The 23968-nt window shown below is 67.9% G+C and carries 24 protein-coding genes and 1 tRNA gene; 11 read left to right on the top strand and 14 right to left on the bottom strand.

The window, feature by feature from the left end:
* The first annotated feature begins 152 nt into the window (after window positions 1-152).
* Complete coding sequence (locus tag SPK54_RS10665) at window positions 153-851, top strand: DUF433 domain-containing protein (RefSeq protein ID WP_330947879.1); 699 nt, start codon at window positions 153-155, stop codon at window positions 849-851.
* On the top strand, window positions 841-1245 hold the full coding sequence (locus SPK54_RS10660; protein ID WP_330947878.1) for a hypothetical protein: 405 nt from the start codon (window positions 841-843) through the stop codon (window positions 1243-1245). Before SPK54_RS10665 ends, SPK54_RS10660 begins: the two co-directional genes overlap by 11 nt.
* A 21-nt stretch (window positions 1246-1266) precedes the next feature.
* Here the strand turns inward: SPK54_RS10660 and SPK54_RS10655 are convergent, their stop codons facing one another.
* The 6 genes from SPK54_RS10655 to SPK54_RS10630 all read right to left on the bottom strand — a co-directional run bounded on the left by SPK54_RS10655 (window position 1267) and on the right by SPK54_RS10630 (window position 7564).
* On the bottom strand, window positions 1267-2076 hold the full coding sequence (locus SPK54_RS10655) for an abortive infection family protein (protein WP_330947877.1): 810 nt from the start codon (window positions 2074-2076) through the stop codon (window positions 1267-1269).
* 14 nt (window positions 2077-2090) lie between these two features.
* Window positions 2091-3284 carry a restriction endonuclease subunit S gene (locus SPK54_RS10650; RefSeq protein WP_330947876.1) on the bottom strand — a complete coding sequence of 398 codons (1194 nt, stop codon included), beginning with the start codon at window positions 3282-3284 and terminating at the stop codon, window positions 2091-2093.
* Window positions 3281-4921, bottom strand: a complete 1641-nt coding sequence (locus SPK54_RS10645; protein ID WP_330947875.1) for a class I SAM-dependent DNA methyltransferase — start codon at window positions 4919-4921, stop codon at window positions 3281-3283. Before SPK54_RS10645 ends, SPK54_RS10650 begins: the two co-directional genes overlap by 4 nt.
* A 9-nt stretch (window positions 4922-4930) precedes the next feature.
* A complete protein-coding gene (locus SPK54_RS10640) occupies window positions 4931-7072 on the bottom strand; it encodes a DEAD/DEAH box helicase family protein (protein ID WP_330947874.1) in 2142 nt (713 codons plus the stop codon).
* Between the two features lie 57 nt (window positions 7073-7129).
* A tRNA-Pro gene (locus SPK54_RS10635) sits at window positions 7130-7206 on the bottom strand.
* A 22-nt stretch (window positions 7207-7228) separates the two neighbouring features.
* A complete protein-coding gene (locus SPK54_RS10630; RefSeq protein ID WP_330947873.1) occupies window positions 7229-7564 on the bottom strand; it encodes a hypothetical protein in 336 nt (111 codons plus the stop codon).
* A gap of 295 nt (window positions 7565-7859) precedes the next feature.
* Between SPK54_RS10630 and rocF the strand changes: the two genes are divergently transcribed.
* Window positions 7860-8783 carry an arginase gene (gene rocF, locus SPK54_RS10625; protein WP_330947872.1) on the top strand — a complete coding sequence of 308 codons (924 nt, stop codon included), beginning with the start codon at window positions 7860-7862 and terminating at the stop codon, window positions 8781-8783.
* Here rocF and hemF read toward each other — a convergent pair whose 3' ends face one another.
* The 5 genes from hemF to SPK54_RS10600 all read right to left on the bottom strand — a co-directional run bounded on the left by hemF (window position 8784) and on the right by SPK54_RS10600 (window position 13894).
* Window positions 8784-9713, bottom strand: coding sequence for an oxygen-dependent coproporphyrinogen oxidase (gene hemF, locus SPK54_RS10620; RefSeq protein WP_330947882.1), 930 nt, complete (start codon window positions 9711-9713; stop codon window positions 8784-8786).
* Window positions 9714-9744: 31 nt separating this feature from the next.
* Entirely contained in the window at window positions 9745-10590 is an 846-nt protein-coding gene (locus SPK54_RS10615; protein ID WP_330947871.1) for an EamA/RhaT family transporter, read from the bottom strand.
* A gap of 142 nt (window positions 10591-10732) precedes the next feature.
* On the bottom strand, window positions 10733-11980 hold the full coding sequence (locus SPK54_RS10610; protein WP_330947870.1) for a heme biosynthesis HemY N-terminal domain-containing protein: 1248 nt from the start codon (window positions 11978-11980) through the stop codon (window positions 10733-10735).
* A 143-nt stretch (window positions 11981-12123) separates the two neighbouring features.
* Window positions 12124-13104: a hypothetical protein gene (locus SPK54_RS10605; protein ID WP_330947869.1), complete on the bottom strand. Its 981-nt coding sequence runs from the start codon at window positions 13102-13104 to the stop codon at window positions 12124-12126.
* A gap of 10 nt (window positions 13105-13114) precedes the next feature.
* A complete protein-coding gene (locus SPK54_RS10600) occupies window positions 13115-13894 on the bottom strand; it encodes a uroporphyrinogen-III synthase (protein ID WP_330947868.1) in 780 nt (259 codons plus the stop codon).
* Window positions 13895-13939: 45 nt separating this feature from the next.
* On the opposite strand from SPK54_RS10600, the gene SPK54_RS10595 reads away from it, so the two are divergent.
* The 5 genes from SPK54_RS10595 (at window position 13940) to SPK54_RS10575 (ending at window position 17063) form a co-directional block, all read left to right on the top strand.
* Window positions 13940-14410: a YiiD C-terminal domain-containing protein gene (locus tag SPK54_RS10595; protein WP_330947867.1), complete on the top strand. Its 471-nt coding sequence runs from the start codon at window positions 13940-13942 to the stop codon at window positions 14408-14410.
* Window positions 14411-14482: 72 nt separating this feature from the next.
* Entirely contained in the window at window positions 14483-14899 is a 417-nt protein-coding gene (locus tag SPK54_RS10590; RefSeq protein ID WP_330947866.1) for a hypothetical protein, read from the top strand.
* A gap of 49 nt (window positions 14900-14948) precedes the next feature.
* On the top strand, window positions 14949-15383 hold the full coding sequence (locus SPK54_RS10585) for a rhodanese-like domain-containing protein (protein WP_330947865.1): 435 nt from the start codon (window positions 14949-14951) through the stop codon (window positions 15381-15383).
* A gap of 116 nt (window positions 15384-15499) precedes the next feature.
* The gene (gene secB, locus SPK54_RS10580) at window positions 15500-16024 is read left to right on the top strand and encodes a protein-export chaperone SecB (RefSeq protein ID WP_330947864.1); all 525 of its coding nucleotides are present in this window, start codon (window positions 15500-15502) and stop codon (window positions 16022-16024) included.
* Window positions 16025-16034: 10 nt separating this feature from the next.
* Window positions 16035-17063, top strand: a complete 1029-nt coding sequence (locus SPK54_RS10575; RefSeq protein ID WP_330947863.1) for an NAD(P)H-dependent glycerol-3-phosphate dehydrogenase — start codon at window positions 16035-16037, stop codon at window positions 17061-17063.
* A gap of 88 nt (window positions 17064-17151) precedes the next feature.
* Here the strand turns inward: SPK54_RS10575 and SPK54_RS10570 are convergent, their stop codons facing one another.
* The 3 genes from SPK54_RS10570 to SPK54_RS10560 form a co-directional block, all read right to left on the bottom strand.
* A complete protein-coding gene (locus SPK54_RS10570; RefSeq protein ID WP_330947881.1) occupies window positions 17152-17709 on the bottom strand; it encodes a diffusible signal factor-reguated Ax21 faimly protein in 558 nt (185 codons plus the stop codon).
* A gap of 157 nt (window positions 17710-17866) precedes the next feature.
* Window positions 17867-18343, bottom strand: coding sequence for a tRNA (cytidine(34)-2'-O)-methyltransferase (locus SPK54_RS10565; RefSeq protein ID WP_330947862.1), 477 nt, complete (start codon window positions 18341-18343; stop codon window positions 17867-17869).
* Between the two features lie 77 nt (window positions 18344-18420).
* Complete coding sequence (locus SPK54_RS10560) at window positions 18421-19374, bottom strand: SDR family NAD(P)-dependent oxidoreductase (RefSeq protein ID WP_330947861.1); 954 nt, start codon at window positions 19372-19374, stop codon at window positions 18421-18423.
* Between the two features lie 98 nt (window positions 19375-19472).
* Here SPK54_RS10560 and SPK54_RS10555 point away from each other — a divergent pair, with 98 nt between their 5' ends.
* From SPK54_RS10555 to SPK54_RS10545, 3 genes are all read left to right on the top strand, one after another.
* Window positions 19473-22316 (top strand): pitrilysin family protein, encoded by a 2844-nt coding sequence (locus SPK54_RS10555; RefSeq protein ID WP_330947860.1) that lies wholly within the window; start codon window positions 19473-19475, stop codon window positions 22314-22316.
* A gap of 113 nt (window positions 22317-22429) precedes the next feature.
* Window positions 22430-22744, top strand: coding sequence for a DUF4156 domain-containing protein (locus tag SPK54_RS10550; RefSeq protein ID WP_330947859.1), 315 nt, complete (start codon window positions 22430-22432; stop codon window positions 22742-22744).
* 123 nt (window positions 22745-22867) lie between these two features.
* The gene (locus SPK54_RS10545; protein ID WP_330947858.1) at window positions 22868-23884 is read left to right on the top strand and encodes a 3-oxoacyl-ACP synthase III; all 1017 of its coding nucleotides are present in this window, start codon (window positions 22868-22870) and stop codon (window positions 23882-23884) included.
* Window positions 23885-23968: the final 84 nt, after the last annotated feature.

The following is a 23968-nucleotide window of genomic DNA, read 5'->3' as shown; positions in this document are numbered from 1 at the left end:
TCAGCAAGTCTGCCCGGTCGGCCGTGCGCCTTTCCCCTCAGTTGGGAGAAGAACCGAAAATCAGCCACCTTCTTAGATCTACCATGGCTGGCTCTCTGGGCGAGGGCTGTGGCTAGCTGGCCCGGTATACTGGGTCAATCTGGAGCCCGGCCATGAACCGCCCTACCGTCGCCGACATCCGCCACATGCCGCTGTACTCGCCCGCCGAGGCCGCCAGGTTCCTGCGCCTGCCGCCATCGACGGTGCGCGCCTGGGCCTTCGGCCAGCGGTACAAGGTCAAGGACGAGGCTCGCCGGTTTCAGCCCGTCATCAACGCGGCGGACCCGAAGGCGCGACGCCTGTCGTTCGTCAATCTGGTGGAATTGCTGGTGCTCGCAGCTATTCGCAAGGGACACGGGGTCGAGCTGAAGCAGGTGCGAAGCGCCGTGGACTTTCTGCGGAAGCGGTATCCCAGCAATCATCCTTTGGCTGACAACGAGTTCCAGACCAACGGCATCGATCTGTTCATCGAGAAGTACGGCAGCTTGCTGAACATCTCCAGGGATGGCCAGATAGCTATCAAGGAAGTCATTCAGCAATACCTGAAGCTGGTAGACCGCGATCCTTCTGGCGTGCCGTTCAAACTGCACCTGCCACGCCGTCCTGGCGCTCCTGATCCCTTGGCTGCCGTGGTGATCGACCCGGAGCGAGGATTTGGTCGTCCGGTGCTGGATGGGCGCGGTATCCGCACGGAAGTCATCTGGGAGCGTTTTCAGGCAGGTGAATCCATTGCCTCCCTGGCCCAGGACTACGGCCTGGAGCCTGCTGTGATCGAGGACATCCTGCGGAGCCTGCAGCCCCTTGCCGCCTGAGGCCGCGCTTGGTGAGCCGGTCTTCTTCGTCGACCGCAGCCTCGGCGGCAAATGGGTAGTGGAGGCGCTGCGCGGGGTCGGTGCGCAGGTCGTGGTCCATGACGACGTGTTCGACCAGAACGCTCCGGATGTCGAATGGCTGCAGGAGACCGCGCGTCGCGGCTGGGTTGTGCTGACGAAGGACGGCGCCATGCGGCGGAATCCCCACGAGCTGGCGATGATCCGCTTGGCGCAAGCGCGCGTGTTTACCTTGTCGCGCCAGGATCTGACTGGGCAGGAAATGGCCGCGTTGTTGGTCAGTGCGCTAGCGGGGATGCGTAAACGGGCAACTGCGACAGAGCCCCCGTTCGTGTACAGCATCTCCCGCGCTGGCGATTTCAAGCGTTTGGACTAGGTCGGCCAATGCCCGGACGGTCTATGGCGTCCTGGCCTCGTATGTCTCGAGGAGAAACATGCACAGCGCCGCGCTTGCGGAGACGGCAAGCCTGGCGTGCCGGATGGTGAGGCCCTTGTGGTTGCTGCTCTTGCCATGGCCGGTTCCGTAAAGGTTGCGGAGTTCCGCAATGCCGATGGCGACGGAGCCAAGATTGCTCAGGGTCCTCTTGATAACGTCCGCGCCCTTCTTCTGTGCGTGGATGTCGGTCGGGGCCAGTTCGAGGGTCGTCTGAACTGCCTTCAGGAGCTGCGGGATCTCGTCACTCTTGCCGTACTCGATGTCCGAGCCTTCCAGGATGGTCTTGAGCGTGGACTCGAGGAGTTCCTTGGCACTGCCAATCGCCTGCGCTGGATCGTCGGCAAGGGACCGTTCGATCCGCTGAACATGCTCGGCGAGATGCCGGCTTCCTAGAGACGCGAGGACCTCCGGGGTAAGACCGACGCCCCGGCCTTTGGCGACAAGGGTGTTCCCTTCCAGAACATAGCCGTCCCGTTCCAGGTGGCGGAGCATTTCCTTGACGTCAGGAAGACTCCGATCCTCGATCTTGAACAGGATGTCTTCGTAGACCCGCAGCATACGCGCCACATGCTCCGGGCTTGACCAATCCACGGACTCGTAGAAGTGCTCGACGGCGCTGCGGCGTTCGCCCTGCGGCAGTAGCTCCTGCGGAATGAACGTCTTCTCGAACCCATAGCCGCTGAACAGGTCATGGATCTCACGTAGGGTTGAGCCGACCAGCCATTCCCGAAAATGCACGCGTGTGACGCGACTGATCAGATCTCGCTTCATGGCCAGAACGGATGTTAGGAGACGGCAAACGACTGGTGGAGCAAGGCGTCGAATGTGGCCTGCGCGGTTGCCAGTGCGGCCGCTTGCTGAGCTGCTATACCGCGCACCGCGTCTGCCTTGGCAGCAAACTGGCGCTGCAGTTCGATCGGAGGAACTGGCAATTCCAGAGTCTTCAACTTGGCTTGCGAGATGTTTTTCATCGAGCCACCGGTGCCGGAAGCAAGCTGGCTCAATTTGTTCCGAATGGCGGGCTGTTGGAACAAATGCAGCGCGAACTTCGGCTCGATAGCTGTATCACTGCGCCAAACGAAACGCCAAAGCTTGTCGGGAAGTAATGTCCTACCGTCAGTGCGATCCACGATCGCAGTTGCACCGACCAACGCTTCCGTATTCGCACGGGAAATCAGCAAGTCGCCTGTGCGGACGAAATGCGATTGAGCTGGAATCAGATCGTTCGGCGCAGGCTTGGACTCGCTTTCGATATAGCGACCAGAAGTCACTGCACTAATTTTCAAGATTCGATACGTTGCTGATTCGTCATCGCCAGCCTGTAGGTTCTTGCCTCCCTCAAATCGTTCGAGTAGCTCATCAATGCGATACATCTGCCATCCCTTCGGATTGCTGGCCGGGTCGCCGAACATTTCCAGGAACAGCGCGGGCACCAGTTCGGCGGCCTTGCGTTGGGCTTCGCGGCGAAGGCGGACAATGCCTTCGGCACGGGAAAGCAGATCGACGACTCGTCTTTGTTCGGAGAGTGGAGGCAGCGGGATCCGTGCCGATTTGATCAGCGAAGTCGGCAGCGATGGCAAGCTCGTTGTCTGCGCTTGGCTGCGCGGGTCATAGGTCAATGACCAGAAGTAGAGATAATCCGCGTCAACGCGTGAAGTATCTGGGACAACAGTTGCAAGGTGCGAAACGACGTAAGCGTCTCGCGCAAGCAGCGCGCGATGGTTCAAGTTGATTGATGCGCCACTCTTAGGGATTAGAAGCGTGCCAGCCGGATAGAGACGAAGCCGATTACGACGAACAGCGTCCGCGGTCAGCTTGTCAGCGGTATGTGTAAGCGTGCGCGTGTGGTGTTCTCGTCCAACGTCCTGCATTCGCACGAATGGCTGACCATCTTCCGAGAAGTCTGCAGCATCTTGAGGCGCCGGATTTCCCGCGCTGATGTCTGCGATGTCCTCCAATGCAATAAAACGCGATGTCATGTTGCGTCAACCGCCAACGCCTCGCGCAGCGCCTCTACCTCGATGGCAATCTCGGCTTCCAGGGCCGCCAACTCGTCCAGTAACTCGCGCGGATCGCGATGGTCCACCTGCGCCGCATTGAGCGGTCGATAGCGACTGGCACTCAGGTTGTAGTCGTTTCCGCGCAAGGTCTCCGCTGTAGCAAACCACCAGTTTTGCTCCCACTCGAAATTGGTAGCGGGGGCAGGATTCGAACCTGCGGCATGCCACTCCGCCCAGCGATCATCGCGGGTACGGAACGCCTCGATCAGCGCCGGCAGATCGTCCGCCTCGATCGGTTGGTCGTGATTGGCGTCCAGCTTGTAGCCGTCGTTGTCCGCATGCAGGAACAGTACGCGATCCGTGCTGCCGCCCTTGCGGAAGAACAGCGCCGAGGTCTTCACCCCCGAATACGGCTGGAACACGCCACCCGGGAAGGACAACACCGCCTCCACCGTGTTGTTCTCCACCAGCAGGCGCCGGATTTCCTTGTGCGCGCCGGTCGAGCCGAACAGCACGCCCTCCGGAACAATTACCCCGCAGCGGCCACCCGGCTTCAACGAGTCGAGCATGTATTTCAGGAACAGGATTTCGGTGGCACCAGTGTTCCCTACCCTCACGTCCTCCACGATCCGGTCGCGGTCAACGCGCCCGGAGAACGGCGGATTGGCCAGTACCACGTCGTAGGCGTCCGGTAGGCCCAGGTCGGCGCGCTGCTGCACGTCCAAGGTGCTGGTCAGCGCATTGCGGCGCAGGATCCGCACGTTCGGCAGGCCACGCAGGGTCAGGTTCATCGTCGCCAGACGCACCATCTTCGGATCGACGTCGTTGCCGTAGAAGGTGCGGTTAGCCAGTTGGCTTTGCTGCGCCTGGTTGAGTCGGTCACCCAGACCGCGCCGTTGCGGCTTGCCATCGGACTCGACGGTTTCGATGGCCGCCTCCGACGAATTGGCCAGGCGAATATGGTTGTAGGCCGCCGCCAGGAAACCGGCCGTACCAGCAGCCGGGTCGTAGATGGTTTCGCCGATCTGCGGGCTCACCACGTCCACGATGGCGCGGATGATGTGGCGTGGCGTGCGGAACTGGCCCAGTTCACCGGCCTGCTTGATCTGGCGCAGCACATGCTCGAATAGGTCGCCCTTGGTGTCGGCGTCAGCCTCGTCCAGGCGCAGGCCGTCCACATCGGTGACCAGCTTCGATAGAACGGCCGGATCATCGATACCCAAACGGGCACCATCCATGAAGTTCACCGCACTGTCGGCGGCAACATCAGCGAAGAACGGGAAGACTTCGTCGCGGACGAAACGCACCAGGTTCTCACCGGACAGGCCGCGCGCCCACAGCGACCAACGCAGGCGCTCGGCAGGGATCGTCGTGTCGCCCTTGTTAGGTGCGTTCAACGGATTGCGCAACGTCCATTCGCCGGCGAACAGGCTGGTGTAGGGCTGCTTCATCACCCGCGCGCGGGCCGCGTTCTGCTTGTCGATCCCTTCGATCAGGTAGAAGAAGAACAGGAACGCCAGTTGCTCGGCATTGCTGACCGGGTCGGGATAGCCACCGCCAAACAGGTCGTCGCGAATGCGATCCACCTTCTGGCGGAGTTCGGGAGTCATCGGCATGGGTAGAACCTAGTGAAGGGAAGCGGAGACGGCGTCGCCAGAATGGCCGGGACCCGTCGCTTCGGTTGAGAACACGGCAAGACTCAGGCTGGCCAGCATATTTTCCAGCGCCAGCGCGCCGCCGAACAGGCGAACCGCCGCGGCCTGGCCACCGAGCGCCGTGAAGGACTGGAAGAAATCCAGGTGATCGGCGGTGAAATCGTCCAACGTGCCGGCATTGGCGCGCAGCGTATTGCCGATCAAGCGCAGCCAGCGGACCTGTTCCTGGTTGAACTGCGCCTCACGCGGCAGCAGCCAGGACTCGAAGCGCGCACCGATGGCCTGCGCCAGTGCCTCGGTCGCTTCCGGCTGCACCAGGTTGCCGTCGGCGTCCATGGTGAGCCAGGCGCGCGTGGTCGGATCGATCTGATCGTCGATATCCAATGCCAGTAGGCGCCGGGGTTGCTGTGGGCGGGGCTTGGGTTCACTGACGCGGACGGCGCCGCCCTCGACCGGGCGATCGTCACCTTCGTGCATATCTGTTACGCCGACGAAGTCGAACATGGTGAACAAGGCTTTGCCGGGCGCCTTGCGTGCGCCACGCCCGCGCATTTGCCGGTAGAGGATGGCGGACTTGGTATAGCGGGCGAAGATCAGGTTCTGCAGTTCCGGGAAATCGAAGCCGGTATCCAGCATGTTCACCGACACCAGGATTTGCGGGTACTTCTCTTTCTTGAAGGCGCGGATCTTCGTCATGCCATCGCGAGTGTCGTCGCCTCCTGTGTCGGAGACCACGTAGTCGGCGTAGCGCACGGCAGGATGTGGCTTTTCGTCGGCGAAGGCTTCATCGAATAGACGCGCCAAGGTCTCGGCGTGGCGCTTGGTTACGGCAAAGACGATGGTCTTGCCAGGCACCGGCTTACGCTGAATGCCCTTGGCGTCCAGATAGCCATTGCGCATGACTTCACGGAACTCGCGCACGATGGCGCGGTTGCGCTCTGGAATAGTGAAACGGCGTTCCAAGGCATTGGGGTCGACGGTAATGCTCTTGTTGTCCCCGAATGCGTCGCGCAATTCGACGGCAGTGACCTCGTCCATTGCCGACCAGTCCAGTTCCTCTTTCTTGACCTCGAAGCCACCTTCTGCTGCCGTCTTGACAGTCTTCGCCTTGTAGATCTGATACGGCACCAGATACCCATCATCGATGGCCTGGCCAATCCCATAACTGAAGGTGGGCTTGTCCACGCCAAAGAAGCGCAATGTGTCGCGCACGAAGGCCTTGTCGTCCTCAGCCTGTTCCTCACCTGCGACGCAAGGCGTAGCAGTCAAGCCCAACTGGATCCCGTCAAAGTGCCGCAGCACGCCCGACCATTGCCCATAAATGCTGCGATGGCATTCGTCGGTGATGATCAGATCGAAATACCCTGCCGAGTAGTCGCGGTAGATGTTCACCATGCTCTGCAGGGTGGCGATCGTGATCCGCTTGGCGTCGTCAAAGCGACGTCCAGCCCTGAGTACGTAACTCGGGAGATCCGGGAGGTATTCGGTGAAGTTCTCTTCGGTCTGCCCTGCTAGGGTGATCCTATCCACGAGGAACAGCACGCGGGTCGCGGCATTGGCCTCGAACATGCGCTTGATGAAGGCGGCGGCAGTGCGGGTCTTGCCGGTACCTGTGGCCATTTCGACCAACAGGCTGCGCCGGCCCAACTGGATCTCGGTGGATAGCGCGTCGATACAGGCTTGCTGGTAATCGCGGCCGGCAACGCGTTTGTCGATGGGGACTGATAACAGGTCCCGACGCTGCACGGCCGTGGCGACACGCCGTTCCAGGTCTGCCTGGGAGTAGAAGCTGGACACCAGCCGCGGGTGGGCCTCGTTGCGCCAATCCCAGAACCAGATTTCACGGCCATTGGCCAGGAAGATGAAGGGGACATTGGCCAGCCCCGCGTAGTGCCGGGCCTGGTCGGCAGCGGTCGGCGCGTGAACGCTGCTGCGCTTGGCCTCTACCACGGCCAAGCCGCGGCCGTTGCGGTCGCACAGCAGGTAGTCGGCTTTGGTGCCGTCAGACAATTGATACTCGAAATGAGCACTGACGCCATCGCTGATCTTCCAGCCGACGTCGCCGAGCTGGGCGTCAATCAGTGTCCGGGAGAATGCCTCGTTGGTCGCCATGTGGTCCCCTTGTGGGGGACGAGGATAGCCGAGTACACACGCAGACTGCCGAAGCCATGGTCGGGGCGGCAGGATTCGAACCCGCGACAGCCGGTCCCCAAGACCGGAGCTCTACCAGGCTGAGCTACGCCCCGTTTGCATGCACCCAGGGGGAGATTAACCGCTGGTCGCCCTAGCGCAGTTGCCGACCGCCACCCGGAAACCGATGTCAGACTGCACTGAGGGCAACTTTGGCAGCATGCAGTCAGCCAACGCTTTATCGATCGGGCGTGCGGCAGGATCCGTCCGGTAGTGGCAGTAGGTCACAGCGGCGCGAGTCGTCAGTTCTGTTGGAGCAGGGACGGCATAGCGCTCAGTGCATTCGTCGTAAGTCTCGGTTAACGCAGTTCTCGCGAGATCCCCGGCCCCGGTGCCCTTTCCTGTGTAACGCGCCATATTTCCGAGCAGCATGACCAGAACGGCAGCAATCGCGATCCAAGTCCACTTCGACATGATGATCTCCCTTGTTTACGGGTAAACGCCAGGTAGGTGCTGGTTCGGTCAGGAGGGTGATGTCCGGCTGCTTACTGAGGCGGAGGCGCGGATTCGCTCGCGGTACACTCTGCCCCGGAGCTTCCCATGTCCCCTGACGCGCCTTTTGGGGCGGTACGGGGGCACAATTGGGGGCACTTGCTTAACAAATCGCTTGTCGATCCAAATAAAAACAACGTCTTACGTTGATTGTTTGGTGCTGACAAGCGCACCACTCCCGCCCGCATCCGCGCTCTTGCCAGCGCCTGGAGTCACCATGACCCGTGCCTATCCGCCCGTTTCCGTGTTCGGCGTGCCCACCGACATCGGCGCGTCCCGGCGCGGCGCCTCGATGGGACCGGAAGCGCTGCGGGTGGCGGGGCTGGTGGAAGCGATCGCCGCGCGCGGCGTGGACGCACGCGATATCGGCGATGTCGCCGGCCCGCGCAACCCGGTTAGCCCGCCGGTGGACGGCTATCGCCACCTGGCGGAGGTCACCGCGTGGAACCGCGGGGTCTTCGACACCAGCATCCGCGAACTGCGCGCCGGCCGCATGCCGATCCTGCTGGGCGGCGACCACTGCCTCGCCATCGGTTCGATTGCCGCGGTCGCCGCGCACTGCCGCGAGACCGGCAAACAACTGCGGGTGCTGTGGCTGGACGCGCACGCCGACTTCAACACCAGCGCGCTTACCCCCAGCGGCAACATCCACGGCATGCCGGTGGCCTGCCTGTGCGGGATGGGGCCGGAGGCGCTGACCACGCTGGGCGGCGTGGCGCCGGCGATCACCCCGGCGCAGGTCCGCCAGATCGGCATCCGCTCGGTCGATCCGGGCGAGAAGCGGCTGGTCAAGGAACACGGCCTCGACATCTACGACATGCGCTACATCGACGAGGTCGGCATGCGCCGCGCGATGGAAGAAGCGCTGGAAGGCGTGGACGACGACACCCACCTGCACGTCAGCTTCGACGTGGACATGCTGGACCCGTCCATCGCGCCCGGCACCGGCACCCGCGTGCCCGGCGGCGTGAACTACCGCGAGGCGCAGCTGATCATGGAGATGGTCGCCGACACTGGCCGCCTGGGCTCGCTGGACCTGGTCGAAGTGAACCCCGCGCTGGACCGTCGCAACGCCACCGCCAAGCTCGCGGTGGACCTGGTGGAAAGCCTGTTCGGCAAGTCCACCCTGATGCGCGACTGATCAGGCCGCCGCCTCGCCCAGCCAGTCGCGCGGGCGCAGGTAGTCGGCCAGCTGCGCTTCGGCGCTTCCGGCCTCGGGCTGGTAGCCGTATTCCCAGCGCACCAGCGGCGGCAGGCTCATTAGGATCGACTCGGTGCGACCGCCGCTCTGCAGCCCGAACAGGGTGCCGCGGTCGAACACCAGGTTGAACTCCACGTAGCGGCCGCGCCGGTACAGCTGGAACTGGCGTTCGCGCTCGCCATGCGGCATGTCCTTGCGGCGCGCGACGATGGGCAGGTAGGCATCGAGGAAGCCGTCGCCGACCGCGCGCAGGTAGCTGAAGCAGTCGTCGAAGTCGCCGTGCAGGTCGTCGAAGAACAGCCCGCCCACGCCGCGCGTCTCGTCGCGGTGCTTCAGGAAGAAGTACTCGTCGCACCAGCGCTTGTGCGCGTCGTAGCGCGCCTGGCCGCCGAACGGCTCGCACAGCGCGCGCGCGGTGCGGTGCCAGTGCAACACGTCATCAAGGAACGGGTAGAACGGCGTCAGGTCGAAGCCGCCGCCGAACCACCACGCCACCGTTTCGCCGTCGCGCTCGGCGCGGAAGTGGCGGACGTTGGCGTGCGTGGTCGGAAGAAACGGATTGCGCGGATGGAACACCAGCGACACGCCCACGGCGCGCCACGAGGCGCCGGCCAACTCCGGCCGACCGGCGCTGGCCGAAGGCGGCAGGCGGTCGCCGGCCACGTCGGAAAAACCGATGCCGGCCTGCTCGAACACCGCGCCATCGCGCAGAACGCGGGTGCGCCCGCCGCCGCGGATCGGCGAGCTGGCGGGGTCCTTGGTCCACGCGTCTTCCATGAAGCGCGCGCTGCCGTCGGCGCCTTCGATGGCGGCGCAGATGCGGTCCTGCAGGCCGGTGAGGTAGTCGCGGACGCTGTCGATGTCGGGGATGTCCATGCGGGCATTGTAGGAGTTGCGCCGCTCAGCCCAGCGCCAGCAGCGCGATCGCCGCCAGCGCCAGCAGCAGGCCGGCGGCGTTGATCCGGCCCAGGCGTTCGCGGAACAACGCCACGCCGGCTACCGCGCCCAGTGCCACCACGCCGAGGTTCATGCTGGCGAACACCAGCGAGGGGCTGTCCGGCAGCGCGCGGTGGGCGCGCAGGTAGAACAGGATGTTGGCGAAGTTGACGGCGCCCAGCAGCAGCCCGCCCAGCGCGCTGCGCAGGGTGAAGCGCGCCCGCCGCGCCAGCTGCCATGCGAAGGCGACCATCAGCGCCAGCGCGAACACCGCCAGCAGCGCGCTGCCCAGCGGCAGGCCGCCGGCGGCCATGCGCTTGAACAGCACGTCGATCACGCCGAAACCGATGAACACCGCCAGCGGCCAGCCCCAGCGGGCCGCACGGTTGCCGTCCGCAGTGGGGCCATCGCGCCAGACCAGGCCGGCCAGCGCCAGCAGGCCCAGCGCGCAGCCGGCCAGTTTCAGCGGCGCGAGGGTCTCGCCGAACAGGGTGAACGCGGCCAGCAGCGGAATCAGCAGCGACAGCCGCTGCGCCGCGTCGCTGCGCACGATGCCGGCATGGCGCACGGAAGCGGCCAGCGCCAGGAAGATGGTTGGCAGCAGCAGGCCCAGGGCCGCCAGGGTCAGCCACGGCGTGTCCGCCTGCTGCAGCGGGGGTAGCGCCGGCTGCAGCACGGCGAGGGTCAACGCGCTGGTGGCGACGTAGTTCCAGGCCACCGCTTGGCCGACGTCGACATCGAACCGCCGGGCCAGCTTGAGCAGGACGGAAACCAGCACGCTGCACAGCGCGGCGACGACGATATTGAGCATCGGAGGCATCCGAAGAAGTGAAGGGGCGGCTGCCCGCGCGTGGGGTCGCGGCTGCATGCGCGGCGGCGCGGGATACGGGCAAGGCGCGCGCTATTTTCGCCGAACCGCGCGCGGGCGATGACGCGCCGCGGTGCGGGCCGGATCAGTCGGACAGGCCCGGCGTGCCGTACGGGTCGCGCGTTTCCACCTGCGCGGCCAGCGGCAGCGCCTGCGGCGCCGGCTCTGCCGGCTCCAGCACGGTCTCCCCGCGCAGGCTGCGCAGCGCGTTGGCATAGCAGCGCTGCGCGCGAACGTGGTCGTCCAGCCGCGCGGCGCCATCGCCCAGCGCTTCCCATGCCGGCGCGCCTGCGCCTGCCGCGATGGCGCGATGCAGCGCGTCCTCCGCCGCCAGCCAGCGGCCCTGGCGCTGGTCGATGCGGGCGCTGGCGAGCAGCAGCGCCGGGCTGGCCGGGCGCGCCTGCAGCCAGCGTTCGAGCTGGGCGCGCCGGGTGTCGAGGCGGTCGTCGTCGAGCTGGCCGTACAGCGCGACCAGCGCCTCGTCCCAGCCGGTCTCCAGCGCCCGCTCGATGCTGCCCGCGGCCGCCTCGTGCCAACCCAGCGCGGCGGCGCGGCCGGCATAGGCGGCAGCCACCTCGGGGCGGGTGCGCAGCGCTGGCGGCAGGGCGTCCCACAGCCCGGCGATGGCGTTGCCGTCCTCGGCCTCGCGCAGTGCCTGCGCCGCCCAGCGTGCCGGCAGCGATTCGCCTTCGGCCGCCGGCAGCGCCTGCTGCTGGCGCAGCGCGCCAAGCAGGCCGTAGGCCTCGGCGCTGCGTCCGCTGGCCACCAGCGCCTGCGCCCGCAGCCACAGGCCGCGCGGCGGCAGCGGCTGCGCGGCCGTGGCGTCGAGCGCATGCAGCGCGGCTTCGGGCTGCTGCCGGGCCAGCGCGCGTTCGGCCTGCACTACCGCGCGGATGCCGGCGTGGCGGTGTTCGAATCCCGCCAGCAGCGCCTCGCCTGCAGCGTCGTCGCCGCGCTCGAATGCGGCGCGTGCCGCTTGCGCACGCGCAACGGCTTCCAGCGCGGGATCGTTTGCGGCCTGCGGCAACAGCTGTCCGGCGCGCAGGTAGTCGCCGCGTTCGTACGCCGCCAGGCCATCGACCAGCTGCGCCCGCGCGCGCCGCCGGCGGCGCCGGTTCCACAGCCGGAACGGCAGCCGCAGCAGGGTCCACAGCAGGGCAAGTGCGAACAGTCCCGCCAGCAGCAGGCCGACGCCGACCGCCAGGGTGGTGCTGTAGTCGGTGCCGCGGTAGCGCACCAGCAGATAGCCCGGGTCCTGCAGCAGGAACTGCACCAGCACGGCGCCCAGCACCGCCAGCAGCAGCCAGAGCAGCACGTTGCGGAACAGGTTCATGGTGCCTCCCGGGTGTGCAGGACCCGCGCGGCGGCGGACGCGGTGCGTGCGTCGATGCGCGGAATGGGGCCAGTGTACGCAGCCGCGTGCAACGGGATGTCCACGCTGCGCGTGGTCGGGCAGGTGCGGCGATGCTCCGCGGCTCAACCGTCGCGCTGCGCGCGCAGCTGCGCCAGGGTGCTGCCGGACAGGGGCATCGCCGGATCCAGCGCGACGGCGCGCAGCTGCGCGCTCAGGCGCTGGCGTTGCGCCAGCTGCGGCGAGCCGGCCAACAGGCGGCGCAGCCAGCCGTCGATGCGGACCACCGCCTGCTGCAGGCCGGCCGCGTCGCGGCGGGCAATGGCGGCCCGCGCCAGCGTGGCCTCCAGCTGCAGCGCAGCCAGCGCGGCCTGGCGATCGGCGGAGTGGCGCAGGCCGGCACCGGCAGTGGGCTGCACGTGCACGATCCGATCCAGCACGCGGGCGTACCAGGGCGCGGCTTTCGCTGCGGCTGCGGCGCTGCTGGCGGGGGGCGCCAGCGGGATCGCCGCGACCAGCTGGTCGAGCAAGCCGTCCGCAACGGTGCGCGGATCGGATCCCAGCGCCTCCAGCGCCGCCCGCTCCTGTGCCAGCGTCTGCTTGAGGTTGAGCCAGGCCGGATCGTCCACCGCGGCCAGCAGGGGCGCCGCCAGCGCCAGCGCGCGCCGTGCGCCGTCGAGGTCGCCGTCGAGTTGCAGGCGCTGCTGGCCGATCGCCAGCAGCAGCTCCACCTGATCGAGGCGCAGCGCCTGCGCGCCGTGGCGATCCGGGTCGGCCAGCTTGGAAACGCTGTCTTCGATTGCCGCGGCGCGCTGGCCCAGGCCGAGCAGTTCGTCGCGCAGCACCCGGTTGGTGGCCTCGGCCTGCTGCAGTCGCTGCGCCTGGCCGCGCTGGCCCTGGCGCAGGGCGTCGATGCGGGCCTCCAGCGCGTCGCGCTGCTGCTGGTCGCGGGCCTGCGCCTGCGCCTGCAGCGCCCGCCACTGCTGCCAGCCGAGCAGGCCCGCGGCGGTGGCGGCGACCAGCAGCAGGGCCAGCAGCAACAGGCCGCCGGCGCGGGAGCGGTGCGCGGGCGTGGAAGCGGGGGCGGCGGTATCGGGCGTGTCCACGGCGATGATGTTAATCGGGCTGGCCGAAGGCGTCCGCGGCTGCGCGCAGCAGCGCGGCCGGCCGCGCATCGGTGGCGACCGCGATGCGGGTGAAGCCGGCTGCGCGGGCGGCGTCGCCCAGGCGTGCGCTGGCGGCGACCACCGCGATGTCGCGCAGGCCGCGCGCCGGCACCTGCGCCAGCAGCGCGTCCAGCGCCTCGCCGCTGCTCAGCGCCAGCAGCACGCGGCCGGGATCACGCGCGGCATCGTCCAGCGCGGCGCGCTGCGCGGGCGACAGGGCCACGCTCCGGCGCATGTACACGTCCGCGCGCCGCACCGTCGCGCCGCGCGCGGCCAGCGTTGGCGCCAACACGCCGCGGCCGCCGGGGGCGGTCACCAGGCCGATGCGCTTGCCGCGCACGTCGGCCAGCTGCGGCAGGCCCAGCAGGCCCTCGCTGTCCATCCGCGCCGGCGCCACCGCGGCGATCCCGCAGCGCGCCAGCGCGCGGCGGGTGCCGGCGCCGACCGCGAGCCAGGGCTGGCCGCGACGTGCGTGCAGCGGCGCCAGTGCCGCCGCCGCGCGCACCGCGTTCGGGCTGGTGAACAGCACGATGTCGGCGCCCAGCGCGGCGGCGAGGGACTGGCGCGCGTCGGCGGTGTCGAGCGTAGCGATCGCGATCGGCGATACCGCGCGCAGGCGCGCCCCGGATCGTGCCGCCGCCGCGCGCAGACCGGCGTGCTGTCCGCGCGGTCGCAGCGACAGTACGGTCCAGTGTTGAAGCGGAAGTGCTTGATCGGCAAGGCGCGGCATGCATACAGCTTGGCATGGCACCGACGATTGCGTCAGGCTGCGCGCATGGATGCAATCGAAACAACCGCTTCTGCGCTGGACGCGCTGGCCCGGCATTTCGCCGGCATGCCGCCGGTGGCCGCCATGCGGCCGCAGGTGCTGGACTGGCGCGACGGCGTGCTGCGCCTGCGCGCGCCGCTGGCCGCCAACGTCAACGACAAGCACTGCGCGTTCGGCGGCAGCCTGTCGTCGCTGATGACCATCGCCGCGTGGGGGCTGGTGTCGCTGGAGCTGGAAACCGCCGGCCTGCACGCCGACGTGTTCGTGGCCGACAGCCGGGTGCGCTATCTCAAGCCGGTGTTCGAGGACATCGTGGTCGAGGCCGCGTTCGATGATGCGGTCGAGCACGCCGCGCTGGTGGACACGCTGCGCCGGCAGGGCCGCGCCGGCATCCGCCTGCAGGCGCGGACGCTGCTCGCCGACGGCGGCGTGGCGGCGACCTACACCGGCCGCTACGTGGCGATCGGCAAGGACTGAGCGATTCCGGCGCCGGCGGCGGGCCTTGCCCGCGAGCGGTTAGGATGCGTCGTCCCCCGCTGGAGAACCCCGATGCAAAGACTGCTGCTGCGCTGCCTGCTGCTGTGCTGCCTGGCCCTGCTGGCCGGCTGCCCGAAGTCCGCCAGCAAGGGCAGCGCGCTGGACGAGGCCCAGTACAGCTATTCGGCGGCGATCCGCTGGGGCGATTTCGAAGGCGCCTGGAACCTGGTCGATCCCAAGGTGCGCAAGGAACACCCGCTCACCGACATCGACTTCTCCCGCTACCAGCAGGTGCAGATCTCCTCCTACCGCGACAGCGGCGGCACCACCCTGGGCAACGGCGAGGTGGTGCGCGACATCGAGATCGGCGTCATCAACCGCAACACCCTGGCCGAACGCACGGTGCGCTACCGCGAGCGCTGGCGCTACGACGAGGCTTCCCGCAGCTGGTGGCTGGTCAGCGGCCTGCCGGACCTGTGGGGCGAATGAGGCGCGCGCTGCGGCTACAATTGCCGCCCCGCCTTGACCGGTCGATGCCGTGACCTTCGCCGAACTGGCCGCCTTCGCCGGCCGCCACCCCATGCTTTCGCTGGCCCTGGCCGGCATCACCATCGCCCTGATCGGCAACGAGCTTGCCAACCTGCTGGGCGGCGTGCGCCGGGTCGGCCCGGCCCAGCTGACCGGCCTGATCAACCGCGACAACGCGCTGGTGGTGGACCTGCGCTCGCCCGGCGAGTTCGAGAAAGGCCACATCGCCGGCTCGAAGAACGTCCAGCCCAGCCAGTTCGATCCCGAACACAAGCAGCTGGCCGCCGCCAAGGCGCTGCCGGTGGTGCTGGTGTGCCGGGTCGGGCAGACCGCCAGCGGCGCCGCCAAGCGCCTGCGCAAGGCCGGTTTCGCCCAGGTCAGCGTGCTCGAGGGCGGCATCCAGGCCTGGCAGGCCGCCGACCTGCCGCTGGTCAAAGGCCGCTGAGCCGGCATCGCGCCGGGCTTGTGTTCCGCGCCCGCACGCCCCACGTCGAAAGGGTCGCGCCGCGTTCGGTGCGATAATCGACGTTTCCCATTCTTCCGCTGCACTCGAGAATTCCCATGTCCGATGAAAACCTGAACGGCATCGCGCCGGCCGCCGACGCCCAGCAGGGCCCGACCTTCACCGTCGAAAAGCTGTACGTGAAGGACGTCTCTTTCGAAGCGCCGAACGCGCCGCAGGTGTTCAACGAACAGGGCCAGCCGGACCTGCAGATGAAGCTGAACCAGAAGGTGCAGCGCCTGGCCGAGAACGCGTTCGAGGTCAGCCTGGGCATCACCCTGACCTGCACCCTGAACGACAAGACCGCCTACCTGGCGGAAGTCGAGCAGGCCGGCGTGTTCGGCCTGGGCGGCATGGACGACCAGATGCTGGACGCCATGCTGGGCATCCAGTGCCCGAACATCCTCTACCCCTACGCTTCGGCCATCATCGGCCAGCTGATCACCTCGGGCGGCTTCCCGCCGTTCCCGATGCAGCCGATCAACTTCGAGGCGCTGTACGCCGAGACCCTGCGCCAGCGCGTTGCGCAGATGTCGCAGCAGGGCGACTCGCTGGCCGACGCCGAAACCGCCGGCAACGCCTGATCCGCGACGCATGACGGCGTCTGCAAAACCGAAGGTCGCCGTCCTCGGCGCGGGCTCCTGGGGCACCGCGCTGGCGGCGCTGATCGCCCGCCACGACCACCCCACCGTGCTGTGGGGGCGCGACGCCGCCACCGTGGCGGCCGTGGAGGCCGCTGGCGAGAACCCGCGCTATCTGCCCGGGATCGCCCTGCCGGGGGCGCTGCGCGCCACCACCTCGTTGCACGAGGCGTTGGCCGATGCCGACCTGGTGCTGGTGGTGGTGCCTTCGCACGCGTTCGCCGAAACGCTGCGCGCGCTGGCGCCGCTGCGCCCGCCGCATGCCGGCGTGGCCTGGGCCACCAAGGGCTTCGAGCCCGGCAGCGGCCGCTTCCTGCATGAGGTGGCTGGCGAGGTGCTGGGGGATGACGTGCCGCTGGCCGTGGTCACCGGGCCGTCGTTCGCCAAGGAAGTAGCCGAGGGCCTGCCCACCGCGCTGACCGTGCATTCGGACGACGCCGGCTTCTGCCAGCAGGTCGCCGATGCGCTGCACGGCCCGGCGTTCCGCGCCTACACCGGCAACGACATGCGCGGCGCCGAGCTGGGCGGGGCGATGAAGAACGTGCTGGCGGTCGCCACCGGCGTCGCCGACGGCATGGGCCTGGGGCTGAACGCCCGCGCCGGCCTGATCACCCGCGGCCTCAACGAGATGCTGCGCCTGAACATCGCCCTCGGTGGCCGCCCGGAAACCCTGATGGGCCTGGCCGGCCTCGGCGATCTGGTGCTGACCTGCACCGGCGACCTGTCGCGCAACCGCCGGCTGGGCCTGGCGCTGGGGCGCGGCGCCTCGATCAGCGACGCGGTGCGCGAGATCGGTCAGGTGGTCGAATCCCTGCAGACCGCCGACGAGGTGATGCGGCTGGCCAATGCGCACGCCATCGAACTGCCGATCGCCGAAGGCGTGCGCGACGTGCTGCACGGCACGGTCACGCCGGCGGAAGGGCTGGCGCGGCTGATGGCGCGCGAGCGCAAGGCGGAATACCCGCAGTCGCTGTTCGGTTGAGTTGGGTCGATGCCGCGGCGTGGGTCGCGCGGCGCGCAAAAGAAAACGCCCGGCAATGCCGGGCGTTTTGCTTGGTGGGGCGATCGCCTTACCAGGTGAAGCGCGGGCCCACGAACCACTGGGTGTCGCCGCCGTTGACCAGCTTGACCTCGGCGGTGGCGCCCCAGTTCTGGTTGAACTTGACCGCTGCGCCCAGGCGGCCATAGGCATCGCCGTCGAAGTCGTCGCCGTCCTGGTAGCCCAGCATCGCGTAACCCTCGATGTTCGGGGTCATCATGCTGCGCACGCCGGCTTCGGCGCTGTAGCCCTCGGCCTTGATGCCGGCGCCGGCATCCACCTTCTCGTAGGCCAGCTGGCCTACGAAGTCGGTGCGGTCGGAGATGCTGCGGTTGTAGCCGCCGCCCACCCGCCACTGGTCGAAATCGACGCTGGTGTTGTCGATCTTCTGGTTGGCGTAGTCGGCGAACAGGTGGAAGTTCGGATGCACGGCCACCGAACCGCGCACGCCCCAGCCATCGGCGTCGCCGGCGTCGGTATTGGTGGCGACGTAGCCGCCCTGCACGTAGTTGTACTTGATGCCGTCGGCCGCGGAGGCGGCGAAGGGCAGGCTGGCGACGAGGGCGAAGGCAAGGATGTGACGCTTCATGAGGTGGACCTCCATGTTGTTGTTGTCCGTCCAGCCGGACCGGCGGGACTTGCGGGCATTCTTTGCGCCCGGTCACAACATGGACTGAATCCCGCCCGGCGCGGTACAGCCGTCATTCGGGTTGCTTGTTGTACTTCGCGCGCGCTTGCCTCCGGCCCTATTCGCCGCCCGCGAACCCCGCCTGCCGCCACGCTTCGAACACCATCACCGCCACCGCGTTGGACAGGTTGAGGCTGCGGTTGCCCGGCCGCATCGGCAGGCGCAGGCGCTGCGCTTCGGGAACGCGCGCCAGCACCTCCGGCGGCAGTCCCGCGGTTTCGCTGCCGAACAGGAAGGCATCGTGCTCGCGGTAGTCTGGCGCATCGAAACGCACGCGCCCGCGCGTGGACAGCGCGAACACGCGCGGCGGCGCGCCGGCCTCGGCGGCGATGGCGGCCAGCGCGGCGTCCAGGTCGTCGTGCACGCGCATGCGCGCGTACTCGTGGTAGTCCAGCCCGGCGCGCTTCAGCTGGCGATCGTCGATGTCGAAACCGAGCGGGCGCACCAGGTGCAACCGTGCGCCGGTATTGGCGCACAGGCGGATCACGTTGCCGGTATTGGGCGGGATTTCAGGGCGATGCAGGATGACGTGCATGGGGCTTCCGGGCCTGGCTTTCGCGCAGCGGAGGAAAGGGTTGGGGTCGTGTGGTCAGGCGAAGCAGGCCTTTGGCTTCACCACGGCAGACGTTCGCCGCGCCAGTCGAAGAAGCCGCCGGACTGCGCAGGCGTGGCGGCGTCGATCAACCGCAGCATGCCGGCGACCACGTCGGCCGGCGCATCGGGTGCTTTCTCGCCGCCCATGTCGGTCTGCACCCAGCCCGGATGCAGCGCCAGCACCACGATGCCGCGCGGTGCCAGCGCCTGCGCAAGCTGCGCGCTGGCCATGTTCTGCGCGGCCTTGCTGATGGCATAGCTGGGCGCGCCGAAGCGGGTCACGCCGGCAATCGAGCCGAGTTGCGAACTGAGGTTCGCGATGACCGGACAACCGGAGGCAGCGGCGGCGGCAGGGAGGCGATCAACCAAGCGGGTATCGGGTAGCGACTTGAGCGCCTCCCTGCCGCCGCCGCTGCCCGCGATGCCCGAACGCAGGTCAAGACCGCTGCTTGTGGTATCCGCCGCTCGGGCGCCACCGGAGCCGTGATCAAGTCGCTCCACCTGATTCGCTTGGTTGATCGCGGCTCCGGCGGCGCCCGTGCCCGCGACATTCTCGCTGCTGTCGACAGGGCGGTCGCGGTCCCGCAGCAACGGCGCCAGCGCCTGCGCCAGCAGCAGTGGGCCGATGGCGTTGATGCGCAGGCTGTCTTCCAGCGTCTCCTGCCGCAGCTGGCCGAAGCGCTCGCCCGAATGCAGCACGCCGGCGTTGTTGATGAGCAGGTCCAGGCGTCCCTCCCCTCCGAGGACCAGCGGCAGTTCGCGCACCAGCTCGGCGCGGGATTTGTCGTTGGCGACGTCCAGCGGCAGCACGTGCAGCCGGCCGGGATGCTCTCCGCCCAGTGCGTTCAGCGCGGCGGCCTTGCCGGGGTGGCGGCAGGTGGCGACGACATGGTCGCCGCGCGCCAGCAGCTGGCCCGCGAAGGCCAGGCCGATGCCCCGGTTGGCGCCGGTGACAAGGACGGTGCGGGTCATGGCGGACTCCGGGCAATGGCTTCCAGCCTAGTGTATCGACGATGCGCGCGGTCTATCATCGACGGGTTTCCGTCCCGTCGTACCCACAGGAGTTGCCCATGACCGTGCTTCGTCCCGCCGCGCTGGCGCTTGCGCTTGCCACTGCCCTGACCACCGGCGGTTACGCCCCCACCGCACGGGCTGCCAGCGCCCCCGCCGTCGACATCCCCTACGAGACCTTCACCCTGCCGAACGGCTTGCGCGTGGTGGTCCACACCGACCGCAAGGCGCCGGTGGTGGCGGTCAATGTCTGGTACCACGTGGGCAGCAAGGACGAGCCTGCGGGCCGCACCGGCTTCGCGCACCTGTTCGAGCACCTGATGTTCAACGGCAGCGAGAACGCGCCGGGCGAATTCTTCACCCCGTTCAAGGCCATCGGCGCCACCAACCAGAACGGCACCACCAACTCCGACCGCACCAACTACTTCGAGAACGTGCCCACCACCGCGCTGGACACCGCGCTGTGGATGGAGTCCGACCGCATGGGCCACCTGCTCGGCGCGATCGACCAGAAGACCCTGGACGAGCAGCGCGGCGTGGTCCAGAACGAGAAGCGCCAGGGCGAGAACCAGCCCTACGGCCAGGTCTGGGACGTGCTGGGCGCGGCGATGTATCCCAAGGGCCATCCGTACCACCACAGCACCATCGGCTCGATGAACGACCTCAACGCGGCCTCGCTGGACGACGTGAAGACCTGGTTCAAGACCTGGTACGGCCCCAACAACGCGGTGCTGGTGCTGGCCGGCGATATCGACCTCGCCACCGCCAGGGAAAAGGTCACCAAGTTCTTCGGCGACATCCCCGCCGGCCCGACCATGGCGCAGCCGAAGGTGGACGTGGCCGCGCACGCCAGCGATTCGCGCTCCGAGATGACCGACCAGGTGCCGCAGTCGCGCATCTACCGGGTGTGGAACGTGGCCGAGTACGGCCAGCCGGACCTCGACCGCCTGCAGCTGCTCGCGCAGATCCTGGGCGGCGCCAAGTCCTCGCGCCTGGACAAGCGCTTGGTGCACCAGGACAAGCTGGTCGACAGCATCAGCGCCGGCGCCTACGGCTCGCAGCTCAGCAGCACCTTCATGATCACCGCCGCCGTCAAGCAGGGCGTTGACGTGGCGAAGGTGGAGGCGGCCATCGACGAGGAGCTGAAGAAGCTGCTGGCCGAAGGCCCCACCGCGGAAGAGGTGGAGCGCAACCGCACCGCCATCGAGGCCGGCTGGATCCGCGGCGTCGAGCGCATCGGCGGCTTCGGCGGCAAGGCCGACGCGCTGGCCGAATGCGCCGTGTTCATGCGCGATCCCGGCTGCTTCCGCGACAGCCTGAAGACCCTGGCCGAGGCCACCCCGGAGGCGCTGCGCGCCACCGGCAACGCCTGGCTGGGCGCGGGCAAGGGCAGCCACACCCTGGTGGTGAACCCGGGCAAGCGCGTGGCCATCGCCGAAGAAGCGGCGGCCACCCCGACCCCGTTCAAGCTTCCGAAGGTCGATGCCAAGTACAAGACCACGGCGAGCACGGTGGATCGCAAGGCCGGCGTGCCGATGCCGGCCAGCTTCCCCGACCTCAAGTTCCCGCAGCAGCAGCACGCCACCCTCAGCAACGGCACCAAGGTGGTGCTGGCCGAGCGCCATGACATCCCGGTGGTGCAGATGAGCTACGAGTTCCGCGGCGGCCAGGCGGCCGACCCGGCCGGCAAGCCGGGCATGGCCAGCTTCACCATGAGCCTGCTGGACGAGGGCGCCGGCGACCTCAACGCGCTGGCCTTCGCCGACCGCGCGCAGTCGCTGGGCGCCAACCTCGGCGCCAGCGCCGGCCTCGACAGCAGCAGCGCCTACCTGTCGGCGCTGAAGCAGAACCTGGACGCGTCTGTGGCGCTGTTCTCCGACATGCTGCGCAAGCCGCGCTTCGAGCAGGCCGACATCGAGCGCGTGCGCGGGCAGTGGATCGCCGGCATCAGGCAGGAGAAGGCCAACCCCAACGGCATCATCCAGCGCGTGCTGCCTGGCCTGGTGTTCGGTGCCGGTCATCCCTATGCCGCGCCGCGCACCGGCAGCGGCACCGAGGCATCGATCGGCGGACTGACCCGCACCGACCTGCAGGGCTGGCACGCCAGCGCCCTGCGTCCGCAGGATGCGACCCTGGTGGTGGTGGGCGACACCACGCTGGGCGAGATCGTGCCGGTGCTGGAGAAGCACTTCGGCGGCTGGAAGGCCTCCGGCAAGGCCGGCGCCGCCGCGGCGATCCCGCAGGTGGCCGCTTCGAAGAAGGCGCGCGTGTTCCTGGTGGACCAGCCGGGCGCGGTGCAGGCCAACATCGTCGCCGCGCAGACCCTGCCGCCCAGCAGCGATCCGAAGACCGTGCAGTACGACATGGCCAACATGATCATCGGCGGCGACTTCACCGCCCGCCTGAACATGAACCTGCGCGAGGACAAGCACTGGTCGTATGGCGCCCGCAGCGGTGCCGGCAGTTCGGTGGGTCCGCGCCTGTGGAGCGCCTCGGCGCCGGTGCAGATCGACAAGACCGGTGAGGCGATGGCGGAAATCCAGCGCGAGCTGGCCGACTACGCCAGCGGCAAGGCCCCGGCCAGCAAGGATGAGGTGGAGGGCATGGAAAAGGTGCTCACCCTGACCCTCCCGGGCGCCTACGAAACCGCGGCGTCGGTGATGAACACCATCGCCAGCAACGTGCTCTACAACCGCCCGGACGACTACGTGTTCCAGCGCGCTGCCGAGATCGAGGCGATGACCCCCGAACAGGTCAACGCCGCGGCCAAGGTGCTGGACCCGGCCGGGCTGACCTGGGTGGTGGTGGGTGACCTGTCCAAGACCGAGGCCGCGGTGCGCGCGCTGAACCTGGGCGAAGTCACCGTGGTGGACGCCGACGGCAAGCCGGTGGCGAAGAAGTAAGCCAGTGTCGATGGCCGCGCCCCGCATGTGCAGGGCGCGGTCACTGCCGCTTTTGCGCGATTCAGACGCACCGGGCCACAATCCGGTGCGTTTTTTTTATGGGAACCCAACGCATGGCCCTGCCGCTCCGCTTCGCCGCCGTCCTGCTGGTGCTTGTTCTGCCCGCCTGCACCTTCGTGAAGATGGCGCCCGGCGCGCAGCAGGTGAAGGTATTGTCCGCCGCCCCGACCGGTTGCGAGCGGCGCGGCGACGTGGCGGTGTCCATCACCCACCGGGTGGGCTTCTACGAGCGTGACGACACCCGCGTTCGCGACGAGCTGGAGCTGCTGGCCCGCAACGAGGCGCCCGGGCTGTACGCCAACCGGATCAGCCCGCTGGGTCCGCCGGAAGACGGCAGCCAGCGCTGGGCGATGTGGCGCTGCAAATGAATGCGGGCCAGACCGCGGGTGTGATCCCAACCGCAGTTTGGACAGTACGCCACCGCATGGTTTGACAAGGCGCTATCCTATGCGGTTCCGGCGCCGCCCTGGCGCCCGTGCGAGTGTCCCGCCATGCTGTTCCAACACGTCTCCATCGCCGGTCTGGCCCATATCGACGCACCGCGCCGGTTGTCTTCGGACGAGATCAACGCGCGCCTGCGGCCCACGCTGGACCGGCTGGGCATCCGTGTCGACGTGCTGGGCGACATCGCGGGCGTGCATGCGCGCCGCCTGTGGGACGACAACGTGCAGGCCTCCGACGCCGCCACCCTGGCCGGCGTCAAGGCGCTGGCCGATGCCGGCATCGACCCCGACAAGGTGGGCCTGCTGGTCAACACCTCGGTCAGCCGCGACTACCTGGAGCCGTCCACCGCCTCCATCGTCAGCGGCAACCTCGGCCTGCCCGATACCTGCCAGAACTTCGACGTGGCCAACGCCTGCCTGGCCTTCATCAACGGCATGGACATCGCCAGCCGCATGATCGAGCGCGGCGAGATCGAGTACGCACTGGTGGTGGACGGCGAGACCGCCAACATGGCCTACGAGAAGACGCTCGAGCGCATGACCCGCGCCGACGTCACCGAGGACGATTTCCGCCGCGAGATGGCCACCCTCACCCTGGGTTCCGGCGCCGCCGCCATGGTGCTGGCCCGCAGCGAGCTGGCCCCCGGCGCGCCGCGCTACAAGGGCGGCGTCACCCGCGCCGCTACCGAGTGGAACAAGCTCTGCCGCGGCAACCTCGACGGCATGATCACCGACACCCGCATGCTGCTGATCGAAGGCATCAAGCTGGCCACCAAGACCTTCGAAGTGGCCAAGCTCAAGCTGGGCTGGGTGGCCGGCGAGCTGGACGAATTCGTCATCCACCAGGTCAGCAAGGTCCACACCGCCGCCTTCACCAAGGCGATGGGCATCGACCCCAAGAAGGTCATGACCATCTTCAGCGAACACGGCAACATCGGCCCGGCCAGCGTGCCGATCGTGCTGAGCAAGCTGCGCGAGATGGGCCGCCTGAAGAAGGGCAGCCGCGTGGCCCTGCTCGGCATCGGATCGGGCCTGAACTGCTCGATGGCGGAAGTGGAGTGGTGATTTCCCAAGGCCTGTACTTGGGTTCTTTTAAGTAAAAAATGGGTGTGATATTTTCCTTGTGATGCCGTCACTGGCGCGCAAGGA

The sequence above is a fragment of the Thermomonas sp. LB-4 genome, assembly GCF_036409385.1.
In the GTDB taxonomy this organism is placed as follows: domain Bacteria; phylum Pseudomonadota; class Gammaproteobacteria; order Xanthomonadales; family Xanthomonadaceae; genus Thermomonas.
The sequence above is the reverse complement of the archived record's forward strand: the minus strand, read 5'-3'. Positions and strand labels throughout refer to the sequence as shown.

What these genes read in the sequence shown, in the direction of transcription:
- SPK54_RS10595 (WP_330947867.1), top strand. Translation starts at nt 13,940, where the DNA reads ATGGATGCAATCGAAACAACCGCTTCTGCGCTGGACGCGCTGGCCCGG.
- SPK54_RS10565 (WP_330947862.1), bottom strand. Translation starts at nt 18,343, where the DNA reads ATGCACGTCATCCTGCATCGCCCTGAAATCCCGCCCAATACCGGCAAC.
- SPK54_RS10575 (WP_330947863.1), top strand. Translation starts at nt 16,035, where the DNA reads ATGACGGCGTCTGCAAAACCGAAGGTCGCCGTCCTCGGCGCGGGCTCC.
- SPK54_RS10570 (WP_330947881.1), bottom strand. Translation starts at nt 17,709, where the DNA reads ATGAAGCGTCACATCCTTGCCTTCGCCCTCGTCGCCAGCCTGCCCTTC.
- SPK54_RS10555 (WP_330947860.1), top strand. Translation starts at nt 19,473, where the DNA reads ATGACCGTGCTTCGTCCCGCCGCGCTGGCGCTTGCGCTTGCCACTGCC.
- SPK54_RS10665 (WP_330947879.1), top strand. Translation starts at nt 153, where the DNA reads ATGAACCGCCCTACCGTCGCCGACATCCGCCACATGCCGCTGTACTCG.
- SPK54_RS10640 (WP_330947874.1), bottom strand. Translation starts at nt 7,072, where the DNA reads ATGGCGACCAACGAGGCATTCTCCCGGACACTGATTGACGCCCAGCTC.
- SPK54_RS10645 (WP_330947875.1), bottom strand. Translation starts at nt 4,921, where the DNA reads ATGCCGATGACTCCCGAACTCCGCCAGAAGGTGGATCGCATTCGCGAC.
- rocF (WP_330947872.1), top strand. Translation starts at nt 7,860, where the DNA reads ATGACCCGTGCCTATCCGCCCGTTTCCGTGTTCGGCGTGCCCACCGAC.
- SPK54_RS10600 (WP_330947868.1), bottom strand. Translation starts at nt 13,894, where the DNA reads ATGCCGCGCCTTGCCGATCAAGCACTTCCGCTTCAACACTGGACCGTA.
- SPK54_RS10650 (WP_330947876.1), bottom strand. Translation starts at nt 3,284, where the DNA reads ATGACATCGCGTTTTATTGCATTGGAGGACATCGCAGACATCAGCGCG.
- SPK54_RS10610 (WP_330947870.1), bottom strand. Translation starts at nt 11,980, where the DNA reads ATGAACCTGTTCCGCAACGTGCTGCTCTGGCTGCTGCTGGCGGTGCTG.
- SPK54_RS10630 (WP_330947873.1), bottom strand. Translation starts at nt 7,564, where the DNA reads ATGTCGAAGTGGACTTGGATCGCGATTGCTGCCGTTCTGGTCATGCTG.
- secB (WP_330947864.1), top strand. Translation starts at nt 15,500, where the DNA reads ATGTCCGATGAAAACCTGAACGGCATCGCGCCGGCCGCCGACGCCCAG.
- SPK54_RS10545 (WP_330947858.1), top strand. Translation starts at nt 22,868, where the DNA reads ATGCTGTTCCAACACGTCTCCATCGCCGGTCTGGCCCATATCGACGCA.
- SPK54_RS10655 (WP_330947877.1), bottom strand. Translation starts at nt 2,076, where the DNA reads ATGAAGCGAGATCTGATCAGTCGCGTCACACGCGTGCATTTTCGGGAA.
- SPK54_RS10590 (WP_330947866.1), top strand. Translation starts at nt 14,483, where the DNA reads ATGCAAAGACTGCTGCTGCGCTGCCTGCTGCTGTGCTGCCTGGCCCTG.
- SPK54_RS10615 (WP_330947871.1), bottom strand. Translation starts at nt 10,590, where the DNA reads ATGCTCAATATCGTCGTCGCCGCGCTGTGCAGCGTGCTGGTTTCCGTC.
- SPK54_RS10550 (WP_330947859.1), top strand. Translation starts at nt 22,430, where the DNA reads ATGGCCCTGCCGCTCCGCTTCGCCGCCGTCCTGCTGGTGCTTGTTCTG.
- SPK54_RS10560 (WP_330947861.1), bottom strand. Translation starts at nt 19,374, where the DNA reads ATGACCCGCACCGTCCTTGTCACCGGCGCCAACCGGGGCATCGGCCTG.